The 22,054-nt window shown below is 40.4% G+C and carries 19 protein-coding genes; 13 read left to right on the forward strand and 6 right to left on the reverse strand.

All coding sequences use genetic code 11. The features are described 5' to 3' along the window. Nucleotides 1-4 precede the first annotated feature (4 nt). Nucleotides 5-3,307: a maltose alpha-D-glucosyltransferase gene (gene treS, locus MKO06_RS10380; RefSeq protein WP_241551104.1), complete on the reverse strand. Its 3,303-nt coding sequence runs from the start codon at nt 3,305-3,307 to the stop codon at nt 5-7. 216 nt (nt 3,308-3,523) lie between these two features. Here treS and ychF point away from each other — a divergent pair, with 216 nt between their 5' ends. The 5 genes from ychF to mscL all read left to right on the forward strand — a co-directional run bounded on the left by ychF (nt 3,524) and on the right by mscL (nt 10,263). Further along, on the forward strand, nt 3,524-4,618 hold the full coding sequence (gene ychF, locus MKO06_RS10385; RefSeq protein WP_241551105.1) for a redox-regulated ATPase YchF: 1,095 nt from the start codon (nt 3,524-3,526) through the stop codon (nt 4,616-4,618). Nucleotides 4,619-4,830: 212 nt separating this feature from the next. Beyond that, nucleotides 4,831-6,693 carry a DNA topoisomerase IV subunit B gene (locus MKO06_RS10390; protein ID WP_241551106.1) on the forward strand — a complete coding sequence of 621 codons (1,863 nt, stop codon included), beginning with the start codon at nt 4,831-4,833 and terminating at the stop codon, nt 6,691-6,693. Next, nucleotides 6,690-7,181: a hypothetical protein gene (locus MKO06_RS10395; protein ID WP_241551107.1), complete on the forward strand. Its 492-nt coding sequence runs from the start codon at nt 6,690-6,692 to the stop codon at nt 7,179-7,181. The genes MKO06_RS10390 and MKO06_RS10395 overlap by 4 nt, the downstream gene beginning before the upstream one ends. Continuing rightward, nucleotides 7,181-9,817, forward strand: a complete 2,637-nt coding sequence (locus MKO06_RS10400; protein ID WP_241551108.1) for a DNA gyrase/topoisomerase IV subunit A — start codon at nt 7,181-7,183, stop codon at nt 9,815-9,817. Before MKO06_RS10395 ends, MKO06_RS10400 begins: the two co-directional genes overlap by 1 nt. After that, a complete protein-coding gene (mscL, locus tag MKO06_RS10405) occupies nt 9,817-10,263 on the forward strand; it encodes a large-conductance mechanosensitive channel protein MscL (RefSeq protein WP_241551109.1) in 447 nt (148 codons plus the stop codon). Before MKO06_RS10400 ends, mscL begins: the two co-directional genes overlap by 1 nt. Here mscL and MKO06_RS10410 read toward each other — a convergent pair. Both MKO06_RS10410 and MKO06_RS10415 read right to left on the reverse strand, forming a co-directional pair. Continuing rightward, nucleotides 10,260-10,637 carry a DNA topoisomerase IV gene (locus MKO06_RS10410; RefSeq protein WP_241551110.1) on the reverse strand — a complete coding sequence of 126 codons (378 nt, stop codon included), beginning with the start codon at nt 10,635-10,637 and terminating at the stop codon, nt 10,260-10,262. The genes mscL and MKO06_RS10410 overlap by 4 nt on opposite strands. Nucleotides 10,638-10,668: 31 nt before the next feature. Beyond that, on the reverse strand, nt 10,669-11,085 hold the full coding sequence (locus MKO06_RS10415; RefSeq protein WP_241551111.1) for a helix-turn-helix domain-containing protein: 417 nt from the start codon (nt 11,083-11,085) through the stop codon (nt 10,669-10,671). A 280-nt stretch (nt 11,086-11,365) separates the two neighbouring features. Between MKO06_RS10415 and MKO06_RS10420 the strand changes: the two genes are divergently transcribed. The 6 genes from MKO06_RS10420 (at nt 11,366) to MKO06_RS10445 (ending at nt 17,934) form a co-directional block, all read left to right on the forward strand. Continuing rightward, on the forward strand, nt 11,366-12,523 hold the full coding sequence (locus tag MKO06_RS10420; protein ID WP_241551112.1) for a M14 family zinc carboxypeptidase: 1,158 nt from the start codon (nt 11,366-11,368) through the stop codon (nt 12,521-12,523). 84 nt (nt 12,524-12,607) lie between these two features. After that, on the forward strand, nt 12,608-13,087 hold the full coding sequence (locus MKO06_RS10425; RefSeq protein WP_156281962.1) for an Lrp/AsnC family transcriptional regulator: 480 nt from the start codon (nt 12,608-12,610) through the stop codon (nt 13,085-13,087). Between the two features lie 95 nt (nt 13,088-13,182). Next, nucleotides 13,183-15,768 carry a phosphoenolpyruvate carboxylase gene (locus MKO06_RS10430; RefSeq protein ID WP_241551113.1) on the forward strand — a complete coding sequence of 862 codons (2,586 nt, stop codon included), beginning with the start codon at nt 13,183-13,185 and terminating at the stop codon, nt 15,766-15,768. After that, nucleotides 15,769-16,287: a DinB family protein gene (locus MKO06_RS10435; RefSeq protein WP_241551114.1), complete on the forward strand. Its 519-nt coding sequence runs from the start codon at nt 15,769-15,771 to the stop codon at nt 16,285-16,287. Further along, nucleotides 16,287-17,267: a YihY/virulence factor BrkB family protein gene (locus tag MKO06_RS10440; RefSeq protein WP_241551115.1), complete on the forward strand. Its 981-nt coding sequence runs from the start codon at nt 16,287-16,289 to the stop codon at nt 17,265-17,267. The genes MKO06_RS10435 and MKO06_RS10440 overlap by 1 nt, the downstream gene beginning before the upstream one ends. Nucleotides 17,268-17,385: 118 nt before the next feature. After that, nucleotides 17,386-17,934, forward strand: coding sequence for a type 1 glutamine amidotransferase domain-containing protein (locus tag MKO06_RS10445; RefSeq protein ID WP_241551116.1), 549 nt, complete (start codon nt 17,386-17,388; stop codon nt 17,932-17,934). Between the two features lie 53 nt (nt 17,935-17,987). Here MKO06_RS10445 and MKO06_RS10450 read toward each other — a convergent pair whose 3' ends face one another. Together MKO06_RS10450 and aroB are read right to left on the reverse strand one after the other, a co-directional pair. After that, the gene (locus MKO06_RS10450; protein ID WP_241551117.1) at nt 17,988-18,296 is read right to left on the reverse strand and encodes a hypothetical protein; all 309 of its coding nucleotides are present in this window, start codon (nt 18,294-18,296) and stop codon (nt 17,988-17,990) included. Between the two features lie 91 nt (nt 18,297-18,387). Beyond that, nucleotides 18,388-19,458 (reverse strand): 3-dehydroquinate synthase, encoded by a 1,071-nt coding sequence (gene aroB / locus MKO06_RS10455; protein ID WP_241551118.1) that lies wholly within the window; start codon nt 19,456-19,458, stop codon nt 18,388-18,390. 90 nt (nt 19,459-19,548) lie between these two features. On the opposite strand from aroB, the gene MKO06_RS10460 reads away from it, so the two are divergent. Together MKO06_RS10460 and MKO06_RS10465 are read left to right on the forward strand one after the other, a co-directional pair. Next, nucleotides 19,549-20,748, forward strand: coding sequence for a proline dehydrogenase family protein (locus MKO06_RS10460; RefSeq protein ID WP_241551119.1), 1,200 nt, complete (start codon nt 19,549-19,551; stop codon nt 20,746-20,748). 39 nt (nt 20,749-20,787) lie between these two features. Further along, entirely contained in the window at nt 20,788-21,291 is a 504-nt protein-coding gene (locus MKO06_RS10465) for a 1-acyl-sn-glycerol-3-phosphate acyltransferase (protein WP_256946173.1), read from the forward strand. Here MKO06_RS10465 and MKO06_RS10470 read toward each other — a convergent pair whose 3' ends face one another. Continuing rightward, nucleotides 21,292-22,020 (reverse strand): YebC/PmpR family DNA-binding transcriptional regulator, encoded by a 729-nt coding sequence (locus MKO06_RS10470; RefSeq protein WP_241551121.1) that lies wholly within the window; start codon nt 22,018-22,020, stop codon nt 21,292-21,294. Between the last annotated feature and the right edge of the window lie 34 nt (nt 22,021-22,054).

Here is a 22,054-nt window from a genome sequence, read left to right on the forward strand (position 1 = left end):
GGCTTTATGACTTCTCGTAATACTGGATAACCTCCTTAATTCCTCTTATTGGAATTATGATCCATTGCGGCCTGTTCTGTATCTCGTAATTGAGTTCGTTAAGAGCTTTTTCCAGAAGAAAAGTATGCATGAGGATCTTGAAGTCTTCCATTGCGGCTGGAACAAAATCACTGCCTCTGGCCTGATCAAAATAACCTTTAATAAACAACCTGGTGTTATAATAATGCCAGGTTTCTGCCCATTTCTCAAGATCACCTTCCTTGCGCTGCTGATCATATTCCGGAGATAGAATATTGCTGTAAGCGGCGTAATGTAAGGAACGTATCATGGCTGCCAGGTCCCTCATGGCCGATCTCCTGATTCGCCGCTCACTAAAGGATTTGGAAGGATCTCCCTCAAAACTATTGATTATATATTCCTTACCGGTCCACAGTATCTGTCTCAAGTGATAATCGCCATGAGTCCTTATCTTCATGACCGGGATCTTATGCTTATAGATGTTCTTGAAGACCTTAAGGATCTCTGCTCTTAGGTCCAGAACCTCTTTTGCTTCCTCCTGAATTTCAGTTGGTAACTGCTTTAAAACCGATCTTAAATTATCCAGACTATTCCTGGTAAGCGTTTGTAAGCCTGAAAACAGCGAGCGCTGATAGTGCAGGGAAGATTCTTCCTTGTCAAAATCGGTATCATCAGGATGCTGAGACAGCGCCTTATGAAGATCGGCAGTGAATTCTCCAAGCTGGTATATTCGCTCCGGTAAAATAACTCCCTGCAATTCTTTGAAGGAATCAGGGAATTCCTCGAAACTCAAAGGTTCAGTTATATATTGAACCGGTCTTTCGAGATCCAGGTCTTTTTTTGTCAGGACCTTTTCAAAATACCTGTCCAGCGAGTCCTTTACATGAGTCCAGACCTCTCCCTGGTTTTCTTCCATTTTCTGGATCATGGCCAGTACGTATGGCTTGCCTGAACCAGGCTTGAAATTGATCGCACCGGCATATTTTGAAATTCTGGTAAAATCGGTTCTGGTTGAAAGGAATTTTATGGTTTCCACATCGGGATTAAAGACCTGTTCCAGTCTTCTAAAAAGCTTCAGGATGATATGATTATTATAGGTAATGATGGTTTGCCTGTGCTCTGTGTTTATAAGATCTGATCGCAGATCTTCCTCAAACTCTGAAATGATTTCCTTTACTCCAGAAAATTCAATACCAGATTTGACGTTTTTCGTATTCCTAAAACCTCCAATAAGATAATCCCTGTAAGTTTCAGCGTAAACCGCATCAAAGAGAAAACCGCTTTGTTTCCCCATTTTGATTTCGGCGATAAAGCCTCTTTTCGGAATTTCATTAAGCAAACTGGAATTGTCTTTGGAAGTAAAAGCAACAGGGAGCTGGTATAGTTCTGGTAGTCCTTCATTGTAAGTTACCTCCAGAATAAGAATCCTGGACGGCAAATCCTTTAGTTTGACATCTACTGTTTCTTTGATTTTTACTTCCTGTATGGTTCTTCCACCGCTTTCGAACCAGCTTCGGTGTTTAAGGTAAGGAGGCAGTATCTCTGCAGATAGATGCTGAAGACTCCTGTTCTTAAGCAGGTTATTCCACGAATCCATCTCCAACAGCGGGATCTGAGATTCACCTTTTACGCGTTCCCTTTCTTTTTCCAGTGAAAACCAGTGATAGCCGTGAGGTGAAAGTGTGAAGAGATATGGGCGGTCACTGATAACCGGGAATTTGTTATGGCTGAAAACCTCTACAGGTGTATAACCTTTATAATCTTCCAGGTCAATTTCAGCAGGTTGGGTAAACCTGGAAAGGTTCGCAAGCACAAGGATGTCTTCAGACTCATACGACCTTATAAATGCCAGGATTTTTGAATTGGAAGGTGATAAAAACTCAATACTACCTCTTCCGAAAGCCTTATATTTTTTCCGCATTCCTATGATCCTTTTCATCCACCAGAGCAGGGAGGAGGAGATCATTTTCTGGGTTTCAACATTGATCGATTCGTACTTATATTCCGGATCAATGATTAGCGGCAGATATAACTTTTGAGGATTAGCCAGTGAAAAACCTGCATTTCTATCAGCAGTCCATTGCATTGGAGTTCTTACCCCATCACGATCTCCAAGATAAAAGTTGTCTCCCATTCCAATTTCATCTCCGTAATAAACGATTGGAGTTCCAGGCAGGGAAAAAAGCAGGACATTCATCAATTCGATCTTGCTGCGACTATTATCGAGTAAGGGTGCCAGCCGGTGCCTGATCCCAACATTGATCTTCGCCTGCGGATCCTTAGTGTAAACTTTATACATATAATCCCGTTCCTCATCGGTCACCATCTCCAGGGTTAATTCATCATGATTCCTTAAAAAGATTCCCCACTGGCAATTTTCAGGAATTTCGGGAGTCTGGTCTATGATATCGATAATAGGGTAGCGGTCTTCCATTTTTACCGCCATGAACATCCGCGGCATGATGGGAAAATGGTAATTCATATGGCATTCGTCCCCGTCTCCAAAATAGGCTGCGGAATCTTCCGGCCACATATTGGCTTCGGCGAGCAAAAGCTTGTCGTCATAATTCTTGTCTACATGTGCACGAAGCTTTTTCAGAAATTCATGGGTCTGCGGAAGATTTTCGCAATTGGTACCGTCTTCTTCGAACAAATAGGGAATCGCATCAAGCCGAAAGCCGTCAACTCCCATTTTACACCAGTAATCAAGCACATCAAATACTTCCTGCTGCACCTGGGGATTCTCAAAATTCAGATCGGGTTGATGAGAGAAGAAGCGGTGCCAATAATAAGCTTCTGCTTCGGCATCCCAACTCCAGTTGGAAGGTTCGGTATCGGTAAATATGATACGGGCATCTTTGTATTTTTTGGGATCATCGCTCCAAACATAATAATTTCGTTCGTCTGAACCAGGTGGTGCTTTCCTGGCTCTTTGAAACCAGGGATGCTGATCTGAAGTATGATTAATGACCAACTCGGTGATCACTTTTAAACCACGGTCGTGGGCTTCTTTGATGAAGCGTTTAAAATCATCAATATTACCGTAGGACGGATTAATACTGTAATAATCGGCAATATCATAGCCATCATCTTTAAGTGGTGAAGGATAAAAAGGCAGGAGCCAGATGGCTGTCACTCCAAGGTCTTCCAGGTAATCCAGTTTTTGAAGAAGTCCGTCAAAATCACCAATACCATCCCCGTTACTGTCAAAAAATGCCTTGATATGTAATTCGTAAATGATTGCGTCTTTATACCAGTAATTGTTCGGATCGGATTTTTTTACAGACATAGGAGTGTTTTAATGAAAATTAAGTTCGCCAAGCATTTGATCAAATTAAAAAAATCTCGTCGCTGTTTCAGTTAAAGAAATACTAAACAAACTGCATTAGACTCCTGCTTTTGACGGTTTTAGATCTTTGATCAAGCTTAAAACATATCCTATTAAATTCTCGATTCTAATACCTATCTTTGCAGCCGCAAAAACAAAGCATCTAATTTTTAGTTTATGAAAGCCGGAATCGTAGGACTGCCTAATGTGGGAAAATCAACTCTTTTTAATTGTCTGAGCAATGCCAAGGCGCAAAGTGCCAATTTTCCATTTTGTACCATCGAACCTAACGTGGGGGTTGTAAATGTTCCAGATCCAAGGCTTACCAAGCTGGGTGAAATGGTTAAACCTGAGCGAGTGATCCCTGCAACCGTAGAGATCGTTGATATCGCCGGTCTGGTTAAAGGTGCCAGTAAAGGTGAAGGCCTTGGTAACCAGTTTTTGGGAAATATCAGGGAGACCGATGCGATCCTGCATGTTCTAAGATGTTTTGAAAACGACAATATCGTACACGTAGATGGCTCTATAGATCCTATAAGAGATAAAGAAACCATCGATATGGAATTGCAGCTTAAAGATCTTGAAACAGTTGAGAAAAAGCTGGAAAAAGTAAAGCGAGCTGCAAAAACCGGTAATAAGGAAGCTCAAAAGGAAGAAGCCGTTTTGCTGAAGGTGAAAAAAGGTCTTGAAGAAGGTAAATCTGTAAGAGCGATCGATCTTACCGAAGACGAGCGTAAGGAATTTATCAAACCTCTTCAATTCATCACAGATAAACCGGTAATGTACGTTTGCAACGTGAACGAAGACGCTGCTGTAGAAGGAAATGAATATGTAGAACGGGTAAAGGAAGCTGTTAAGGATGAAAATGCGGAAGTTTTAACCCTTGCTGTTGGAACGGAAGCCGATATCACCGAGCTTGATGATTACGAGGAGCGCCAGATGTTTCTTCAGGATATAGGGCTGGACGAACCAGGATCGGCTAAACTAATCCGCGGAGCTTATAATTTGCTTGATCTTCAAACTTATTTTACTGCCGGAGAAAAAGAGGTTCGTGCATGGACCGTTAAAGTAGGAGCTTCTGCTCCACAGGCTGCCGGGGTTATTCACACCGATTTCGAAAAAGGTTTTATTCGTGCCGAGGTGATAGGATATGACGATTACGTTAGTTACGGCAGTGAGGCCAAAGTTAAGGAAGCTGGAAAAATGCGCGTGGAAGGAAAGGATTACATTGTAAAGGATGGTGATGTGATGCATTTCCGTTTTAATGTATAATTTTTTTATTCGTTAATTAAATAAAGATTACACCGAATTTTCGGATAATCTTTTGACGAATTAATTGATTTCTAGCTCATTTCTGACTTTTCCCTCGTATAAGATCCTCTAATTAACAATTATTCCTAAATCTTTGTTAATTAAAATCAGGCTGAAAAATTTCAGTTCTTTAGGTATTGCCTTATATTAGAGGCATAACTCCATGACTACTTATGAGCGAGAATACTAATTATACCGAAGATAATATTCGGTCGTTAGACTGGAAGGAGCATATTCGTATGCGTCCAGGAATGTATATTGGAAAACTTGGAGACGGTTCCAGCCAGGACGACGGAATTTATATCCTGTTAAAAGAGGTTATCGATAACTGTATCGATGAATTCGTGATGGGAGCAGGGAAGACTATTGAAATTTCTGTTCAGAATCAGCGGGTTATTGTTCGTGATTTTGGTAGGGGTATTCCCTTAGGGAAAGTAGTAGATGTAGTTTCCAAAATGAATACGGGTGGAAAATACGATACCCGTGCCTTCAAGAAATCGGTAGGACTTAATGGGGTTGGTACCAAGGCTGTTAACGCACTTTCCTCTTATTTCAGGGTGGAATCTACCCGTGATGGAAAAAGCCATTCGGCTGAATTCGAACAGGGAAATCTTACCGATGAAGAACATCTTGATGAAACTTCACGCCGAAGAGGTACCAAGATCACCTTTATTCCTGATGAAATCATCTTTAAGAACTACAAATTCAGGAATGAGTATATAGAAAAAATGCTCAAGAACTATGTGTACCTGAATCCAGGATTGACCATAGTTTATAACGGTGAAAAATTCTATTCGGAAAACGGATTAAAGGATCTTTTACAGGATAGTATCAGCGATGATGATATGCTGTATCCTATTGTTCATCTTCGCGGAAATGATATCGAAGTTGCCATCACCCACAGCCGTTCACAATATAGCGAGGAGTATCATTCTTTTGTTAACGGGCAGAATACCTCCCAGGGTGGAACTCACCTTGCAGCTTTCAGAGAAGCGGTGGTGAAAACTATTCGGGAATTCTACGGGAAGAATTATGAGGCGAGCGATATTCGTAAATCTATAGTAGCGGCTATCAGTATAAAGGTGATGGAACCTGTTTTTGAAAGTCAGACCAAAACCAAACTGGGTTCTACAGACATGGGAGGTGAATTGCCAACCGTAAGAACTTATATCAATGATTTTGTTAAACGGAATCTTGACAACTACCTGCATAAGAATACCGAAACGGCTGAGCGACTTCAGAAAAAGATACTACAGGCTGAAAGAGAACGAAAGGACCTTTCAGGGATCAGGAAACTGGCAAGAGATAGAGCTAAAAAGGCCAGTCTCCATAATAAGAAATTAAGAGATTGCAGGGTTCATCTTGGAGATAGTAAGCATGAGCGTTGTTTGGAAACCACACTTTTTATTACCGAGGGAGATTCGGCAAGTGGTTCAATCACAAAAAGTCGGGATGTAATGACCCAGGCTGTTTTCAGTTTGAAGGGTAAGCCTTTGAACAGCTACGGACTTTCCAAAAAGATCGTTTATGAGAACGAGGAATTCAACCTTCTGCAGGCCGCGCTCAATATTGAGGAAGGCCTTGAGGATCTTCGATATCACAATATCGTGATCGCTACCGATGCCGATGTGGATGGAATGCACATTCGATTGCTTTTGATCACTTTTTTCCTTCAGTTCTTCCCCGAATTGATCAAGGAAAATCACCTTTATATACTTCAAACGCCGCTTTTCAGGGTTCGGAATAAGAAAGAAACCATTTACTGTTATAGTGAAATGGAACGAAAAGAGGCGATCAAAAAGCTCTCAGGAAAAGTGGAGATCACTCGATTTAAGGGTCTTGGTGAGATCTCGCCAGATGAATTCAGGCATTTTATTGGAGAAGATATTCGGTTGGACCCGGTGATGCTGGATAAGGATAAGTCTATTGAGGAAATGCTCAGTTTTTATATGGGTAAAAACACTCCAGACAGGCAGGAGTTCATCATAGATAATCTCAAAGTTGAACTTGATCTGGTTGAAGAACTTGGCATATGAGATTCACCAATAAGACCGAGGTTAAAATAATTCCCTCTATTTATATCGTTTTGATAGCGGTATTTGTGACCAACGTGTTCGTTAATATCGAGATCATGGCATCTGATAGTGAACAGGAGATAGGTTTCAGTCATTTTGTGCCGAATATCGTAACCTTGTTATTGGCCCTCTATGTTCATAAAATAGGGCAATCCTTCGATTTTGACAGCGATGGGGAAACGCTCAATTTCAAGAATAACGGGGTGTTCTTTTCAAAATTCATGGAATATCGGGTGAAGAAGGCCGAATTTCCGAAGCGTAAACTGGGAAAATTCAATTTCGTCGATTATGGGATCTATTCGGCCCTAACCATTTATATCAGGTCCAGAAGAAAAAAAGGATATCGAAAATATACGTTCAATACCACATTTTTAAACCGAAAAAAGAAAAGGGGAATGGTTGATTCACTCAATAAAGTGCTTGCAACCACACCCAAAGCTACTGCCTAATGGAAGAAAATCTAGACGGAGCTCAGGAAGAGCAGTTTGAAAATAAAGAAGAATTAATCAGGGTTACAGGGATGTACAAGGACTGGTTCCTTGATTACGCATCTTATGTAATTCTGGAACGAGCGGTTCCGGCCATTGAAGACGGTTTCAAACCGGTACAACGCCGTATCATGCATTCCATGAAAGACCTGGATGATGGTCGCTATAACAAAGTGGCCAATATCGTGGGACATACCATGCAGTATCACCCTCACGGTGATGCCAGTATAGGGGACGCAATGGTGCAGATCGGTCAAAAAGATCTTCTTATTGATACCCAAGGTAACTGGGGAAATATACTTACCGGCGACAGGGCTGCAGCTCCTCGTTATATCGAGGCCAGGTTATCGAAATTTGCGCTGGAGGTTCTTTACAGTCCGAAATTAACTGAATGGCAGCTATCTTATGACGGAAGAAAAAATGAACCGGTAAATTTACCGGTTAAATTTCCGCTATTGCTTGCCCAGGGGGCCGAAGGGATCGCGGTTGGATTGAGCACCCGAATCCTTCCTCATAATTTCAATGAACTGATAGATGCTTCCATCAATCACCTGAAAGGCAAGAAGTTTAAACTGGTACCCGATTTTCCAACCGGAGGTATTGCAGATGTGAGTAATTACAACGACGGGAAAAGAGGTGGTAGAATAAGGGTTAGGGCCAAGATCAATCAGCTGGATAAAAATACGCTTGCGATAACCGAAGTTCCTTATGGTACTACGACGTCAAGCCTTATCGATTCGGTTCTTAAAGCGAATGATAAAGGAAAGATCAAGATCAAAAAGATCGAGGATAATACGGCGGCAGAGGTTGAGATCCTTATTCACCTGCCAAACAATATTTCGCCAGACAAGACCATTGATGCACTATATGCCTTTACTCAATGCGAGAATTCACTGGCTCCGCTGGGTTGCGTGATCATAGATCATAAACCAATTTTCCTGGGAGTTTCAGAAATTCTGCGCAGATCTACCGATCATACTCTTCATTTATTGAAGAGGGAGCTGGAGATCAAACTGGACGAACTGGAAGAGCAATGGCATTTTGCGTCCCTGGAACGAATCTTTATCGAAAACAGGATCTATCGCGATATTGAAGAAGAGGAAACCTGGGAAGGTGTGATACAGGCGATCGATAAAGGTTTAAAACCACACACCAAACACCTGAAAAGGGCCGTAACCGAAGAAGATATTGTACGGCTTACCGAGATAAGGATCAAAAGGATCTCTAAATTCGATATTGACAAGGCTCAGCAAAAAATTGAGGCCCTGGAAGGAGAGATCGCCCAGATCAAGCATCACCTTGATAACCTGGTAGATTTTGCCGTTGATTATTTTACCAAGCTTAAGAAAGATTACGGCAATGGTCGTGAACGTAAGACGGAGCTTCGGCTTTTCGAAGATATCGAAGCGACCAAGGTAGTGATCAGGAATACCAAGTTGTACGTTAACCGTGCTGAAGGTTTTGTTGGTACGTCCCTTAAAAAGGACGAATATGTCACCGACTGTTCCGATATTGACGATGTGATCTGCTTCACGGCAGACGGGAAGATGATGGTCACCAAGGTGGACTCCAAAACCTTTATTGGAAAAGATATCATTCATGTTGCGATCTTTAAGAAAAAAGATAAGCGCACCATCTATAATATGATCTACCGCGACGGGAAAGCCGGAAAGACCTATGTAAAGCGTTTTTCGGTCACTTCGGTAACGCGGGACCGGGATTATGATCTCACCCAGGGTAAAAAGGACTCAAAAATCCTTTATTTCTCTGCCAACCCAAATGGAGAGGCTGAAGTGGTAACCGTATTCTTAAGGCAGGTTGGAAGCATTCGAAAAGTGAAGTTCGATCTTGACTTTGCCGAAGTTCTTATCAAGGGAAGAAATGTGAAGGGGAATATCGTTACCAAATATTCCGTTAAGCGAATCGAACTGAAAGAAGAAGGTGTTTCAACTCTTAAGCCAAGAAGGATTTGGTTCGATGAAACGGTGAAAAGACTGAACGTGGATGAAAGAGGCGAGTTGCTTGGGGAATTCCGCGGAGATGACAGGTTGCTAATCATTACCCAGGATGGGGTGGTTAAAACCATTAAGCCTGAGCTTACCACTCGTTTTGATGATGAAATGATCGTCCTCGAGAAGTGGGTTAAAGACAAACCTATTTCGGCAATTTATTGGGAAGCCGAAAAGGAACGTTACTACGTGAAGAGGTTCCTGATTGAACATCCTGATAAAGAAGAACGTTTTATTAGTGATCATGAAGATTCTTTCCTCGAGATCGTTTCCACCGATTACTATCCAAGAGCTGAAATCGTTTATACCAAGCCAAAAGGTAAGGAGCGAAAAGAGAATGAACAGATCAACCTGGAAGAATTCATCGCTATAAAAGGAATAAAGGCTCTCGGGAATCAGCTTACTTCAGAAAAGGTGAACCAGGTAAATCTTTTGGATCCTGAACCTTATGAGAAGGAAGTAGAAACTGAGGAAGAGGAAGAGAAAGATGAAAACGAGATCACTGCCGAAGATGTAAAGAATGGTAAAATTCAGGAGCCTTCAAAAAAATCAAATTCAGAAGGTCAACCTTCACTATTTGACGAATAATGGGATTGATTAAGGAATTCAAGGAATTCGCCGTAAAAGGCAACATGGTAGACATGGCGGTGGGTATCATTATTGGTACCGCCTTCAATAAGGTCGTTGATGTGCTCGTCAAGCAGGTCATCATGCCGCCACTTAGCCTGCTGACCGATGGAATCGAATTCTCCAATAAAAAAATGGTGTTAAGAGATTCGGTTGGCACCGAAGGAAATCCTGGTTATGTGGAAGAAGTTTCCATAGGATATGGATTGCTTATAGAAACCTTCATCGATTTCATAGTGATTGGTTTCGTTGTTTTTATAATCGTTAAAGCCATGAATCGCTTTCGGAACAGGGCCCAGGATCCAAAAGACAAACAAGTGGCAACTCCAAAGGATATCGAATTGCTGGCAAATCTCAATGACCTGATGAAAGAGCAAAATGAGCTTCTTAAAGAAAGAAGAAATTAATTCTCCGCTACTTTCGTCACCTCTCCACGAGCTTTTTTAGTTTCACCAACCTGGCCGTATTCAAAGGTATAGCCGTTAGGATTTGTGGTTAAGATCTTTATATGAATCGATTTCTCCTCAGACATACTCTGGGGATTTATATTTTCAAGGATATACTCACAATCGTTGATCCATCTAACCGTAGAGGTATCTATATTTCCCTGGAACGTCTCGATCTCCAGGCTATCGTTCCTGACAAACCTGGAAGTGATCAATTCACCATTCAAATAGGTCTCAAATTCGAAGACACCCGTTCGATAATCCTCACAATTTCGTTCAGCATTAAAACAGGAGGTAAAAGATAATAGTAAGAATAAAAGCAGTATTCGTTTCATACTGCAAAAAAAATCAATTTGGCTGGTATAATCAATTTTCAAAGGCATCAAAACTACCGTCGGAATAAAAAATAACGATACGCTGGATTTTTTTATTTGAGTTTCCGGGAGGAATTACCGGTTGAACCGATTTTTCATTTTCAGGTTGTTGTACAGGAGAATGGGAAAAAGGTAATTCTGTCTCCCTTGGTTTTGGCTTTTCTTTCTGTTGTTGATCAGAAATGGAAGGGAAGCTACCCTTTCCATTGAGCAACCAGTATAATTCTACTTCAGGAAAATTCTTTACGATCTTCATCACAAAATCCAGGCTGGGTTTATTTCGTCCGGAAAGAATATGTGAAATAGACGAGCGACCAACTTCAATCTGATCGGCGAAAGAAGCGGCAGAAAGATCATAGTATTCTAGGATCTTATTTAATCTGGAAGCAAATTTTTCAGTGTTTACCATTGTAACATTTCAGAGCTATTATTCTATTTACAAATGTAAAAAATTAATTCACATACTTATAATTACAATTGTAAACCGTATTATATTTTATTAAATAATAAGTATAGATTGAATGTTATAAAGGACTAAAAAACAATTATTTAAATATTCAAGAGTCGAAACTGGGAAATAATCCAATTCGCCCATTTACAACCGATCAACAGTTGTTTACAAATGTATTTAATCAGGCTGATGAATCTTGTTTACATTTGTAAAATATTGATTGTTTAGTTTTGTAAACATGAAGCATCGAGAACTGAAGAGCCTGTTCCAGGATGACTGGTATAGCAGGAATAAATTTGAAAAAATATCAGGTAGGTACATTGTCAATGAACATCTGGATACTGCATTAGATGATCTAAAAGAAGATTTTGAAATCGAAGAGATCGGCAAATCCGTTGAAGGTCGTTCTATAAAACGAGTAAAAGTTGGAACCGGTAAAATACCTGTTCTTATGTGGTCACAAATGCACGGAAATGAATCTACCACTACCAAGGCCTTGATTGACCTTCTAAATACCTTTAAAAAGGAAAAGGATCATTCCGTGGTATCAGGTATTCTTTCCAAATGCACCATTTATATGATCCCGATCCTGAATCCGGATGGAGCTTATCTATATACAAGGCAAAACGCGAACTCAGTTGACCTAAACAGGGATCTACAGGATTTGAGTCAGCCAGAAAGCAAACTCCTGAAAAAACAGTATTTAGCCATAAAGCCTGCCTTCTGTCTAAACCTGCATGATCAAAGAACCATTTTCAGTGCCGGAGAGCTGCCAAAACCGGCCACCCTGTCGTTTTTAACCCCTTCAAAAGATGAAGGAAGAAATATCGATGAATTCAGAAAGCAGAGTATGGCTATTATTGCCGGTATGGCCGAGGATATCAGGGAGCAGTTACCCGGGCAGATAGGCCGCTATGATGATGCTTTCAACCTGAATTGCGCCGGAGATACCTTCCAGTCCATGTCAACACCTACGATTTTATTTGAAGCAGGTCATTTCCCTGAGGATTATGAACGGGAGGAAACAAGAAAATATGTGTACCGGGCATATATTTCCTGTCTTTATCAAATCGCAAACCGGATCGATTTCAAGGAGGGGTATGAAGACTATTTCAAAATACCTGAAAATCAGAAGTTATTTCAGGATGTAATCCTGAGAAATGCCCTTTTGAATGATAAACTCGTGGATGTTGTTATTCAATATAAGGAAGAGGTGCAGAAGGGCGAGATTGTATTCAAAGGGGTAGTGGAAGAAATTGGTGAAAATGTGGCAAAATTCGCTCACCGTGAAATTGATGCTCGAGGCGAGGAGGTAAGGCTGCCTGGTGAGAAAAAACTTACCGAAAACGTTGTAGTTAATAAAATTATCTTAAAAACTGCGGAATTCAGTCTTTAATACGGATAATTGTCAAATAAATTATTAATAATTCAATGTTTTTGTCTTATTTTTGAGGTTCATTAAAAAAAGAAGTTCAAAAAAATGGCTAAGTTTAAATTAGACGAAACAGACCACCAGATTCTTGACATGCTCATCGAGAATACAAGAACTCCATTTACCGATATTGCCAAAAAACTACTAATTTCAGCGGGTACCGTGCATGTGAGGGTGAAAAAAATGGAGGAGGCCGGGATCATTATAGGCTCATCCCTAACACTGGATTATAAAAAACTGGGATATGCGTTTATCGCATATGTTGGCGTGTTTTTGAAAAACACCTCCCAGACAAAATTTGTCCTGGAAAGGATCAATGAGATTCCTTTTGTTACGGTAGCTCATGTCACCACTGGTAAATTCAACGTGTTCTGTAAGATAAGGGCTCGAAACACGCAACATGCGAAGGAAATTATTTTCCAGCTGGATGATATTGAAGGGGTTTATCGAACTGAAACCATGATTTCCCTTGAAGAAAGTATCAATGACAAGAAGCGCCTGATGCATTCGATCTTCAAGAATATGTAAACTAGTCTTAAAACTATTTTAAAAACCCTTTGAGCAACCTAGTTTAAAGGGTTTTTTTATAAATTCATCATTGTATACCACACTAAAATTATATTATGCACAGAGAACCTCGATTAGACCGATTTAATGATAATGTACTAGCGAAATATCAGGTTTATAACAGTATTTTTTTAACTCTTCCCTATGATGAGATAAAAAGAACCGGAGCATTGTTGCCATTGTTTCAGGAAATATGTGAAAAGGGTTTTGAGGAAAACCTGAATCCTTCTGAGATCGTGGAGCGCTTTTTCGATAAGTATGGAGAAAATCCAACAGAAAAGGAGAAGAATGACCTGTTGTTTCGATTTATTCAATATATAGAAAGACAGGTAGTATTATTTGATGCGATCGAAGATGCATCATTTTCCATAGTCAACAATATGGATGGGAGGGGAACCTTAAGAAGCGTTAAGGAAGAAGCCGAAGCCAAGCAAAAAGTTGATGAGCTACGGGAATACCTTAGACGATTTAAGGTAAGACCAACACTAACGGCTCACCCAACCCAATTCTATCCTGGAAGTGTACTTGGAATTATTACTGACCTGGATAAGGCTATTCAAAAGAACGACCTGGTTAAAATAAAACAGCTGCTTGCTCAGCTTGGTAAAACCCCGTTCTTTAAAAAAGAAAAACCAACACCTTATGACGAGGCGGTTAGCCTTATATGGTATTTTGAAAATGTATTTTATCAAAGTGCGAGTAAGATCCATAATTATCTTCAGCAGAATATCTTCGACGGAGAGGAAATTGGGAACCAGGTTATCAACCTGGGATTCTGGCCCGGAGGGGATAGGGATGGAAACCCTTTTGTGACTACCGATATAACCTTAAGGGTGGCTAAGAGATTACGCAGAACCATCTTCCTTAATTATTACAGGGATATCCGAAAATTAAAAAGGAGGCTAACCTTTAGAGGGGTTGATGAAATTATGGGCGAACTGGAAAAGAAATTATATGAGTCGGCTATTTCCAAGACTGGAGAGGTTAAGATATCACTTGAAGACCTGATGTCTAAGCTTAATAATATCAAAGAGATACTTGTTGATAAGCATCAGTCTTTATTTGTCGATGAGATCAATGACATGATCAATAAGGTGAATCTTTTTGGTTATCATTTCGCTACACTGGATATACGACAGGATTCAAGTATACATGAAGAAGTTCTTCAGGATATCCTTAAAAAACATGGTGGTGAGAACGGAATTTTTCCCGCTGACTTTAGTTCCATGAGCGATAAAGAAAAGCAGGAAGTTTTAAGTAATGTAAAAGGAGAAATTGATCCGGAAGAATTTGGTGATGAAGGAATGGCTAAAGCAACCCTTTCATCGATCTATGCGATGAAGGATATCCAGGAAAAGAGTGGTGAAGCCGGAGCCAACAGGTATATCATAAGTAATTGTGGTAGTGAGCAGGGAGTGCTTCAGCCATTTGCATTCTTAAGGATGTGTGGCTGGGATAAACCAACTGTTGATGTGGTCCCATTGTTCGAAACGGTCCCGGATCTTCAAAAAGCACACCAGGTAATGGAAAACCTGTACACCAACCCGGTTTATAAAGAACATTTAGAAAGACGCGGAAACAAGCAAACTATTATGCTTGGATTCAGCGATGGAACTAAGGATGGGGGATACCTAATGGCTAACTGGGGAATCTATAAGGCCAAGGAATCCATTACCGAAATGTCCAGGAAATACGGAATAAAAGTGGTCTTTTTTGATGGTCGTGGCGGACCACCAGCCCGTGGAGGCGGAAAAACCCATCAGTTTTATGCTTCTCTAGGGCCAACTATTGAAAACGAGGAGATTCAGTTAACTGTTCAGGGACAAACTATTAGTTCCAATTTCGGTACAAGGGATTCCTGTACTTATAACCTGGAACAATTGTTAAGTTCTGGAGTATCCAATGAAATCTTTAGTGATGGTGAGAACATATTGAGCGATGAAGATAGAAAAACCATGACCGAGCTGGCAGAGATTAGTTACAATACCTATACTAACTTTAAGAAGCATCCAAGGTTCATCCCGTATCTTGAAAAGATGAGTACCTTAAAATATTACGCTAAAACGAATATTGGAAGTAGACCTTCGAAAAGGAATAAGTCTGCAGAATTGAATCTTTCAGACCTGAGGGCAATTCCTTTTGTAGGAAGCTGGAGCCAGTTAAAACAAAATGTACCCGGCTTCTTTGGTGTGGGGACTGCCATGGAAGAGCTTGAGAAGAAAGGTGAATTTGGCAGGGTTCAGCAATTGTATAATGATTCTGAATTTTTCCGTACTCTTTTGGAAAATAGCATGATGAGTCTGACTAAGTCATTCTTTCCTTTAACTGCTTACATGAAGAATGATGAAGAATTTGGTGAGTTCTGGGAATTGATCCACGAAGAATTTGAGCGAACCAAGAAAATGCTTTTAAAGGTTACAGGATATAAACACCTGATGCAAAATCAGCCTGCGGGCAGAGCTTCCATTCAGGCTCGTGAGCGTATCGTGCTTCCTTTATTGACCATTCAGCAGCATGCCTTAAGAATGGTGCAGGATTTGAACAAAAATCCTGAAAAAGAAGGAGAACGATTAGAGACCTATGAAAAAATGGTTACCCGCTCACTTTATGGAAATATCAATGCAAGTAGAAATTCAGCATAGATGAAGAGGTCAGAACTAGGATTTGACGAGATAGGAGAGTTCTACTGGAATTACCTTCGCTTAATTCCGGAAGATGCAGAACTAATTGATTGTCTAAAGCGCAACACACATGATTTCACTGAATTCTTGAAGACTATTCCTAAAGAAAAGTGGAATGACAGGTACGCTCCAGATAAGTGGAGTATCGCGCAGATGATTCAGCATATTCTGGATACCGAGCGCATCTTTCAATACAGGGCACTAAGCTTTGCAAGGGGTGAAAATAAGCCCCTTCCTGGTTTTGACCATGATTTTTATGCGATGAACTACACTGCGGAAGACAGGACAGCTTCAGATCTTATCCGGGAATTCAGGGCGATCCGGGAGTCCGGGATCTTTTTGTTCAGAAGCTTTTCTGAAGATATGCTCGGGCGTATTGGTAATATGAATGAGATGAACGCCACTCCCAGGGCGATTGGTTTTATCATGGCAGGGCATGTGCTGCACCATAAGGATGTAATTGAGAAGCGATACATTTGATGTTAGATTTCTTTAAAAATTTATTTCAACTCCTCAAAAAAACCTATCAAAACTGGGCTAAGAACGAGCCCTATGCAAGAAGTGCTACCATAGCCTATTATGCCCTGTTCTCCCTTCCATCTCTTCTGATTATAGTAGTTAGTATAGCCGGATATTTTTTCGGCAGGAAGGACGTGACCGAAAGGTTGATGGACAATATAGGCGAATTCATTGGTCAGGATACGGCCAATTCGATAGAGAATATGATCGAAAATGCCTACCTGTCTCAGGATAGCACTTTTGCGATAATCATAGGTTTGGCTACTTTGATCTTTGGTGCAACAGGTGTGTTCTTTCAGCTTAAGGTTGCGATGAATAACATCTGGAATGTAGCAGCCAAAAAAACCGATTTCTGGAGGCTTGTTCTGGATAGGGTGATCTCGCTTGGAATGATTTTCGTGATTGGCCTTTTGCTGCTAATCGCCATGGTGATTTCTACACTTCTCAAATTACTGTCTGAACAAATAGAATCTTACCTGCCAAATATTACTGAGCTCGTAGTGCTAATTGCAAATTTTGCGCTTTCCTTTTTCTTTATAACCACATTATTTGCCTTGATCTTTAAGTTATTGCCAGACATTAAGATTAGGCTGCGAGTTACCTATATGGGCGCAGCCCTGACCACCTTATTATTTCTTATAGGCGAATATGTGATCAGTTTCTATTTCGGGCAAAGTGAACCACAGTCGGTATATGGCGGGGCTTCTTCGGTAGTTCTAATTCTGCTATGGGTTTATTACACCGGGCTTATACTGTTCTTCGGCGCTGAATTTACCGTTCAGTATGCGTTATTTAAAAAGGAAAAGGTAGTCCCTAACAGGTTTGGAGAACCAGCCATTTATCAGGAAATGGAGAAACTAAAGGAGAGAAAGATCCAGTTAGAAGAAGAAAAGAAGGTGATGGACGAATTGAAGTCACATCTTGATGAACGCGATCAATAGACCTCAAAGCCGGCGTTAATAAAGGTTTAACGAAGTGATACTTAGTTTTAGTAGGCTCTTAATACATAATGGGAGAAGCCGTTTATATATTTGAGAAAACTAAAAAAATCACATAATTATGGAAAAGAGAATTGCCATCCTGGCAACAAATGGATTCGAAGAGAGTGAATTAACTTCTCCAAAAGAAGCGATGGAGAAAGAAGGCTTTAAAGTAGAGATCGTAAGTCTTGAAAAAGGTAAGATCAAATCCTGGGATAAAGACAACTGGGGAAAAGAGTTCAACGTAGATAAGAGCCTTGATGATGTTTCTGCTAAAGATTATAACGCTTTGGTTCTTCCCGGTGGAGTGATAAATCCTGATAATCTTAGACGAGAAGAATCTGCACTTATATTTGTGCGCGATTTCTTCAAGCAAAAGAAACCGGTAGCAGCTATTTGCCATGCGGCATGGACCTTAATTAGTGCCGATGTAGTGAAAGGCAGGACCATGACTTCTTTCCACTCAATTAGAAAAGACGTGGAAAATGCAGGTGCGTTATGGGTTGATGAAGAAGTAGTAGTTGATGAGGCATTTGTGACCAGTAGGAATCCAGATGACCTTCCAGCATTTAATGCCAAGGTTATTGAAGAGATCAAGGAAGGTAAACATGATCTTCAGCACGCATAATGGATCATTTATAGATCAAATAAAAAAGGAACGTTTTCACGTTCCTTTTTTTATTATTTATCTGAATCATCGTCATCATCCGATTCGTCATTTTTTTCAGGGATCTCAACTATAGGATCATTGAATTCTGAATCATCGTAATCGTCTTCATCGAAATTAGCCATGGTACTTTCCAGGCGAGTACTAACCTTTACCAGGTAAATAGTATCCTCGGTACGTACTTCAACAGCATCCACCGTCTCATTTTTGGCATTTTTAAATGAAATGATCTGGTCATCATCATAGCCATCTGGATATTTGTCTACCAGTAAACTGAGTATTTCCGGAGTGAGTTTTTTATAATCTACGATTATCCTTTTCATAGTTTCAATGGTTTATGCAAGTATAAATAAAAATCTAAATTGCTCACAATAACAATCTATTAATTCTATAAATTTTTTAAAATATTTAAAATCAGTTGTTTAGGTAGTACTGGAATGCCCTGTCTATCAATTCACCTGGTACCACAATATCAATAACGGGTTTACCAATCTCCTCAAGTAAGACAAAGTTTATCTGCCCGCGTTCGTTCTTTTTATCGAACTTCATCAGGTCTTTAATCTGGTTAATGTCTTCCTTGCTGTACTGTTCTGTTCCGTATATTTCGGTAATGATTTTGGTTATTTCGATAAGATCTTGCTTCGGAAAATTTTTAAGTTCGCTGGAAATATAGGTTTCCAGGATCATTCCGGCAGCGATGGCTTCCCCGTGAAGCAATTTCTTTTTATCGGAATGGGTAAGACAATAGGATTCAATAGCATGACCTAGCGTGTGTCCATAATTCAGTGTTTTTCGTAATCCATTTTCAAATGGATCCTTCAAAACCACGTCCTTCTTTATTTCTACCGATTCCTTTATGATTTCCTCAAGATGAGTGAGGTTAAGGCTGGATAGGTTAGAGACCTTTTTCCAGTAAGCCTTGCTGGCAATGAGTCCATGTTTAAGGATCTCGGCTAAACCGCTTCTCATTTCTTCCTGCGGAAGAGTAGCCAGGAATTCAATATCAATCATGACCATTTCAGGTTGATTTATAACCCCTATCTGGTTTTTCAGATTTCCAAGATCCACACCTGTTTTTCCGCCTACAGAGGCATCTACCATGGCCAGAAGGCTAGTGGGGACGTTGATGAATTTGATCCCTCTTTTAAAGGCTGAAGCCACAAACCCTCCAAGATCGGTAACAACTCCGCCGCCAAGGTTAATTAGCAAACTTTTACGATCGGCTCCCAATTCTGAAAGCACGTTCCATACTCCTTCACAGGTTTGAAGGTTCTTAAATTCCTCGCCGGCTTCGATCTCGATCACTTCGGTTTCTATTTCCTTTTCTATCTTCCCAAGAAAACTGGCAAGACAATGTTCGTGGGTATTGGAATCTACCAGGATAAAAACCTTGGATGGATTTTGTTCCTCTAAATATTCAGATAGTGCATAATAGGCTTTTTCAGTATATAACACCGGGTTGAGGGAGGCCTGTGAATCGTTCATTTCTATTAGGTTTAAAGCCCCGAATTTAAAGAGAATATTATGATTTAATCAAGTTTCAATAATTATATTTGCCGCAGTTACAGGTATATTATGATTAGAAAAAAAATATTCAACAACACCAAATCTGCATTCAAACTAAAATCTAATGTAGAGTTGGACAGAGCTATCTTTTTATTCAGTATGATGAGCCGGCCCATGATTGTAAAAGCCGGAACATTTCTGACCAATTTTTCTCTTAAACTGCATCTTCCGGTTGAGACGCTTATTAAAAAGACCATTTTCGAACAATTTTGTGGCGGGGTTACCGAGGAAGACTGTAAGCCTGTAACCAAAGAGATGTATGACGAAAACCTGCATAGTATCCTTGATTACTCGGTTGAAGGAAAGAAGACCGAAGAGGAGTTTGATGCAGCCATGGAAAAGAAATTAAGTCTTATTGATTATGCAAAGGAGAGTGACGAGATCACTTTTGCCATGTTTAAACCTACCGGAATAGGGCGTTTTGAGATTTGGGAAAAAGTAAGTGAAAAAGTAAATCTTACCGAAGAGGAAACAGAGGAGTGGGAACGCATTAAAAAGCGGGTAGAGACTCTTTGTGAAAGAGCATACGAATTGAAGGTTCGCCTCTATGCCGATGGTGAGGAAACCTGGATGCAAACTGCTGCCGACGACCTCATGGAGGAAATGATGCGCAAGTATAATAAAGAAGAGGTTTTGATATTCAATACCCTTCAGTGCTACCGCTGGGACAGGCTGGAGTACCTAAAAGGTTTGCATGAAAGAGGTAAGGAAGAAGGTTTTAAGATTGGCGCCAAGATTGTAAGGGGTGCCTATATGGAAAAGGAAAATGCCCGGGCTAAAAAATTAGGATATCCAACTCCTATTTGTGAAAGCAAAGAAGCTACTGATGTTAATTTCAATAGCGTGCTTTCGTATTGCCTGAACCATCTGGAAGATATTTCGGTTTTTATTGGTACTCATAACGAGGTAAGCAGTTATCTTGCCCTTCAAATAATAGAAGACAAAGGTCTTAGCATCGATGATAAACGCATCTGGTTTAGTCAGTTGTATGGAATGAGTGATCACATAAGTTATAATCTTGCCAGGAAAGGATACAATGCTGTTAAACTGGTTCCTTTTGGACCGGTGAGAGATGTGGTGCCTTATCTATTAAGAAGAGCCCAGGAGAACACCAGTGTTAAAGGTCAGACCGGGCGTGAATTATCCTTATTACTAGAGGAAAGAAAACGTCGCAAGGGAGATAAATCTGTAAAACATTCGAGGGAATAATAAATGAAGGGGCTCGCAGGCTTTGTGTTTTTTAAATTAATGGGGTGGAAGCTGGAAAACAAATTCGACCCGGCAATTAAAAAATGCATTTTCATTGTGGCGCCCCATACCAGTTCTTTTGACTTTTTGATAGGTATCCTGATCAGGAAGATCATGGGGATCCAGATCAATTTTGTGGGTAAGCAGGAGCTTTTTAAGCCTCCATTTGGATGGTATTTCAAAATGGTAGGTGGTTCCCCAATAGACAGGTCTGGTAATAAGAAAAGGGTAGATGCCATTGCGGAGATCTTCCAGAAACGGGAAGTTTTTAGACTGGCCCTTTCCCCGGAGGGTACCCGACAAAAAACCGATAAATGGAGAACCGGTTTTTACTATATCGCCTTAAAGGCTGAAGTTCCCATTATTCGTGTGGCTTTTGATTATGGGACCAAAAAAGTAAAAATCTCCGAGCCGTTCTGGCCTACCGGAGATTTTGATAAGGATTATTCTGAAATTTTTGGATTTTATGATGGGGTCAAAGGCAGGATCCCGGAAAATTTTTAATTAATCTTCAGAATCTTCTGCAGTTTCCATGGTGTGATAGACATTTTGCACGTCATCATCATCTTCCAGTTTTTCCAATAATTTTTCTACATCGGCAGTCTGCTCTTCATTCAGGCTTTTGGTAACCTGTGGAATTCTTTCGAAGCCTGAAGAAATGATCTCGATATTTCGGTTTTCCAGTTCTTTCTGAATGCTTCCAAAATTTTGAAATGGGGCATAGATATGTATCCCATCTTCGTCTTCAAAAACCTCTTCTGCACCAAAATCGATCAATTCGAGTTCCAGTTCCTCAGGATCGATTCCTTCGGCGTTGATCCTGAAATTGCAGGTATGGTCGAACATAAATTCAACAGACCCTGAGGTTCCCAGGTTCCCGTCACATTTATTAAAATGAGAGCGAATGTTCGCGACAGTTCGGTTATTATTATCGGTAGCCGTTTCAACCAGTACGGCAATCCCATGAGGGGCATAACCTTCAAAGAGTACCATCTTATAATCTCCCTGGGATTTATCAGAAGCGCGTTTGATCGCTCTCTCGATATTATCCTTGGGCATGTTCACACTCTTGGCATTCTGGATCACAGCTCGCAACTTTGCATTGGTGTCTGGATCTGGACCGCCTTCTTTAACGGCCATAACAATATCCTTCCCAATTCTGGTGAAAGCTTTGGCCATGGCAGACCAGCGTTTCATTTTACGTGCTTTCCTAAATTCAAATGCTCTTCCCATAATAATTTAAAATAAGATCGGCCGCAAAAATATA

Origin of the sequence: Christiangramia oceanisediminis (assembly GCF_022570735.2) — a bacterium.
GTDB classification, from domain to species: Bacteria; Bacteroidota; Bacteroidia; order Flavobacteriales; family Flavobacteriaceae; genus Christiangramia; species Christiangramia oceanisediminis.

What these genes read in the sequence shown, in the direction of transcription:
- aroB (WP_241551118.1), bottom strand. Translation starts at nt 19,458, where the DNA reads ATGAACGATTCACAGGCCTCCCTCAACCCGGTGTTATATACTGAAAAA.
- MKO06_RS10460 (WP_241551119.1), top strand. Translation starts at nt 19,549, where the DNA reads ATGATTAGAAAAAAAATATTCAACAACACCAAATCTGCATTCAAACTA.
- MKO06_RS10445 (WP_241551116.1), top strand. Translation starts at nt 17,386, where the DNA reads ATGGAAAAGAGAATTGCCATCCTGGCAACAAATGGATTCGAAGAGAGT.
- MKO06_RS10400 (WP_241551108.1), top strand. Translation starts at nt 7,181, where the DNA reads ATGGAAGAAAATCTAGACGGAGCTCAGGAAGAGCAGTTTGAAAATAAA.
- mscL (WP_241551109.1), top strand. Translation starts at nt 9,817, where the DNA reads ATGGGATTGATTAAGGAATTCAAGGAATTCGCCGTAAAAGGCAACATG.
- MKO06_RS10440 (WP_241551115.1), top strand. Translation starts at nt 16,287, where the DNA reads ATGTTAGATTTCTTTAAAAATTTATTTCAACTCCTCAAAAAAACCTAT.
- MKO06_RS10395 (WP_241551107.1), top strand. Translation starts at nt 6,690, where the DNA reads ATGAGATTCACCAATAAGACCGAGGTTAAAATAATTCCCTCTATTTAT.
- MKO06_RS10390 (WP_241551106.1), top strand. Translation starts at nt 4,831, where the DNA reads ATGAGCGAGAATACTAATTATACCGAAGATAATATTCGGTCGTTAGAC.
- MKO06_RS10435 (WP_241551114.1), top strand. Translation starts at nt 15,769, where the DNA reads ATGAAGAGGTCAGAACTAGGATTTGACGAGATAGGAGAGTTCTACTGG.
- MKO06_RS10425 (WP_156281962.1), top strand. Translation starts at nt 12,608, where the DNA reads ATGGCTAAGTTTAAATTAGACGAAACAGACCACCAGATTCTTGACATG.
- MKO06_RS10410 (WP_241551110.1), bottom strand. Translation starts at nt 10,637, where the DNA reads ATGAAACGAATACTGCTTTTATTCTTACTATTATCTTTTACCTCCTGT.
- treS (WP_241551104.1), bottom strand. Translation starts at nt 3,307, where the DNA reads ATGTCTGTAAAAAAATCCGATCCGAACAATTACTGGTATAAAGACGCA.
- ychF (WP_241551105.1), top strand. Translation starts at nt 3,524, where the DNA reads ATGAAAGCCGGAATCGTAGGACTGCCTAATGTGGGAAAATCAACTCTT.
- MKO06_RS10430 (WP_241551113.1), top strand. Translation starts at nt 13,183, where the DNA reads ATGCACAGAGAACCTCGATTAGACCGATTTAATGATAATGTACTAGCG.
- MKO06_RS10450 (WP_241551117.1), bottom strand. Translation starts at nt 18,296, where the DNA reads ATGAAAAGGATAATCGTAGATTATAAAAAACTCACTCCGGAAATACTC.
- MKO06_RS10415 (WP_241551111.1), bottom strand. Translation starts at nt 11,085, where the DNA reads ATGGTAAACACTGAAAAATTTGCTTCCAGATTAAATAAGATCCTAGAA.
- MKO06_RS10420 (WP_241551112.1), top strand. Translation starts at nt 11,366, where the DNA reads ATGAAGCATCGAGAACTGAAGAGCCTGTTCCAGGATGACTGGTATAGC.
- MKO06_RS10465 (WP_256946173.1), top strand. Translation starts at nt 20,788, where the DNA reads ATGGGGTGGAAGCTGGAAAACAAATTCGACCCGGCAATTAAAAAATGC.
- MKO06_RS10470 (WP_241551121.1), bottom strand. Translation starts at nt 22,020, where the DNA reads ATGGGAAGAGCATTTGAATTTAGGAAAGCACGTAAAATGAAACGCTGG.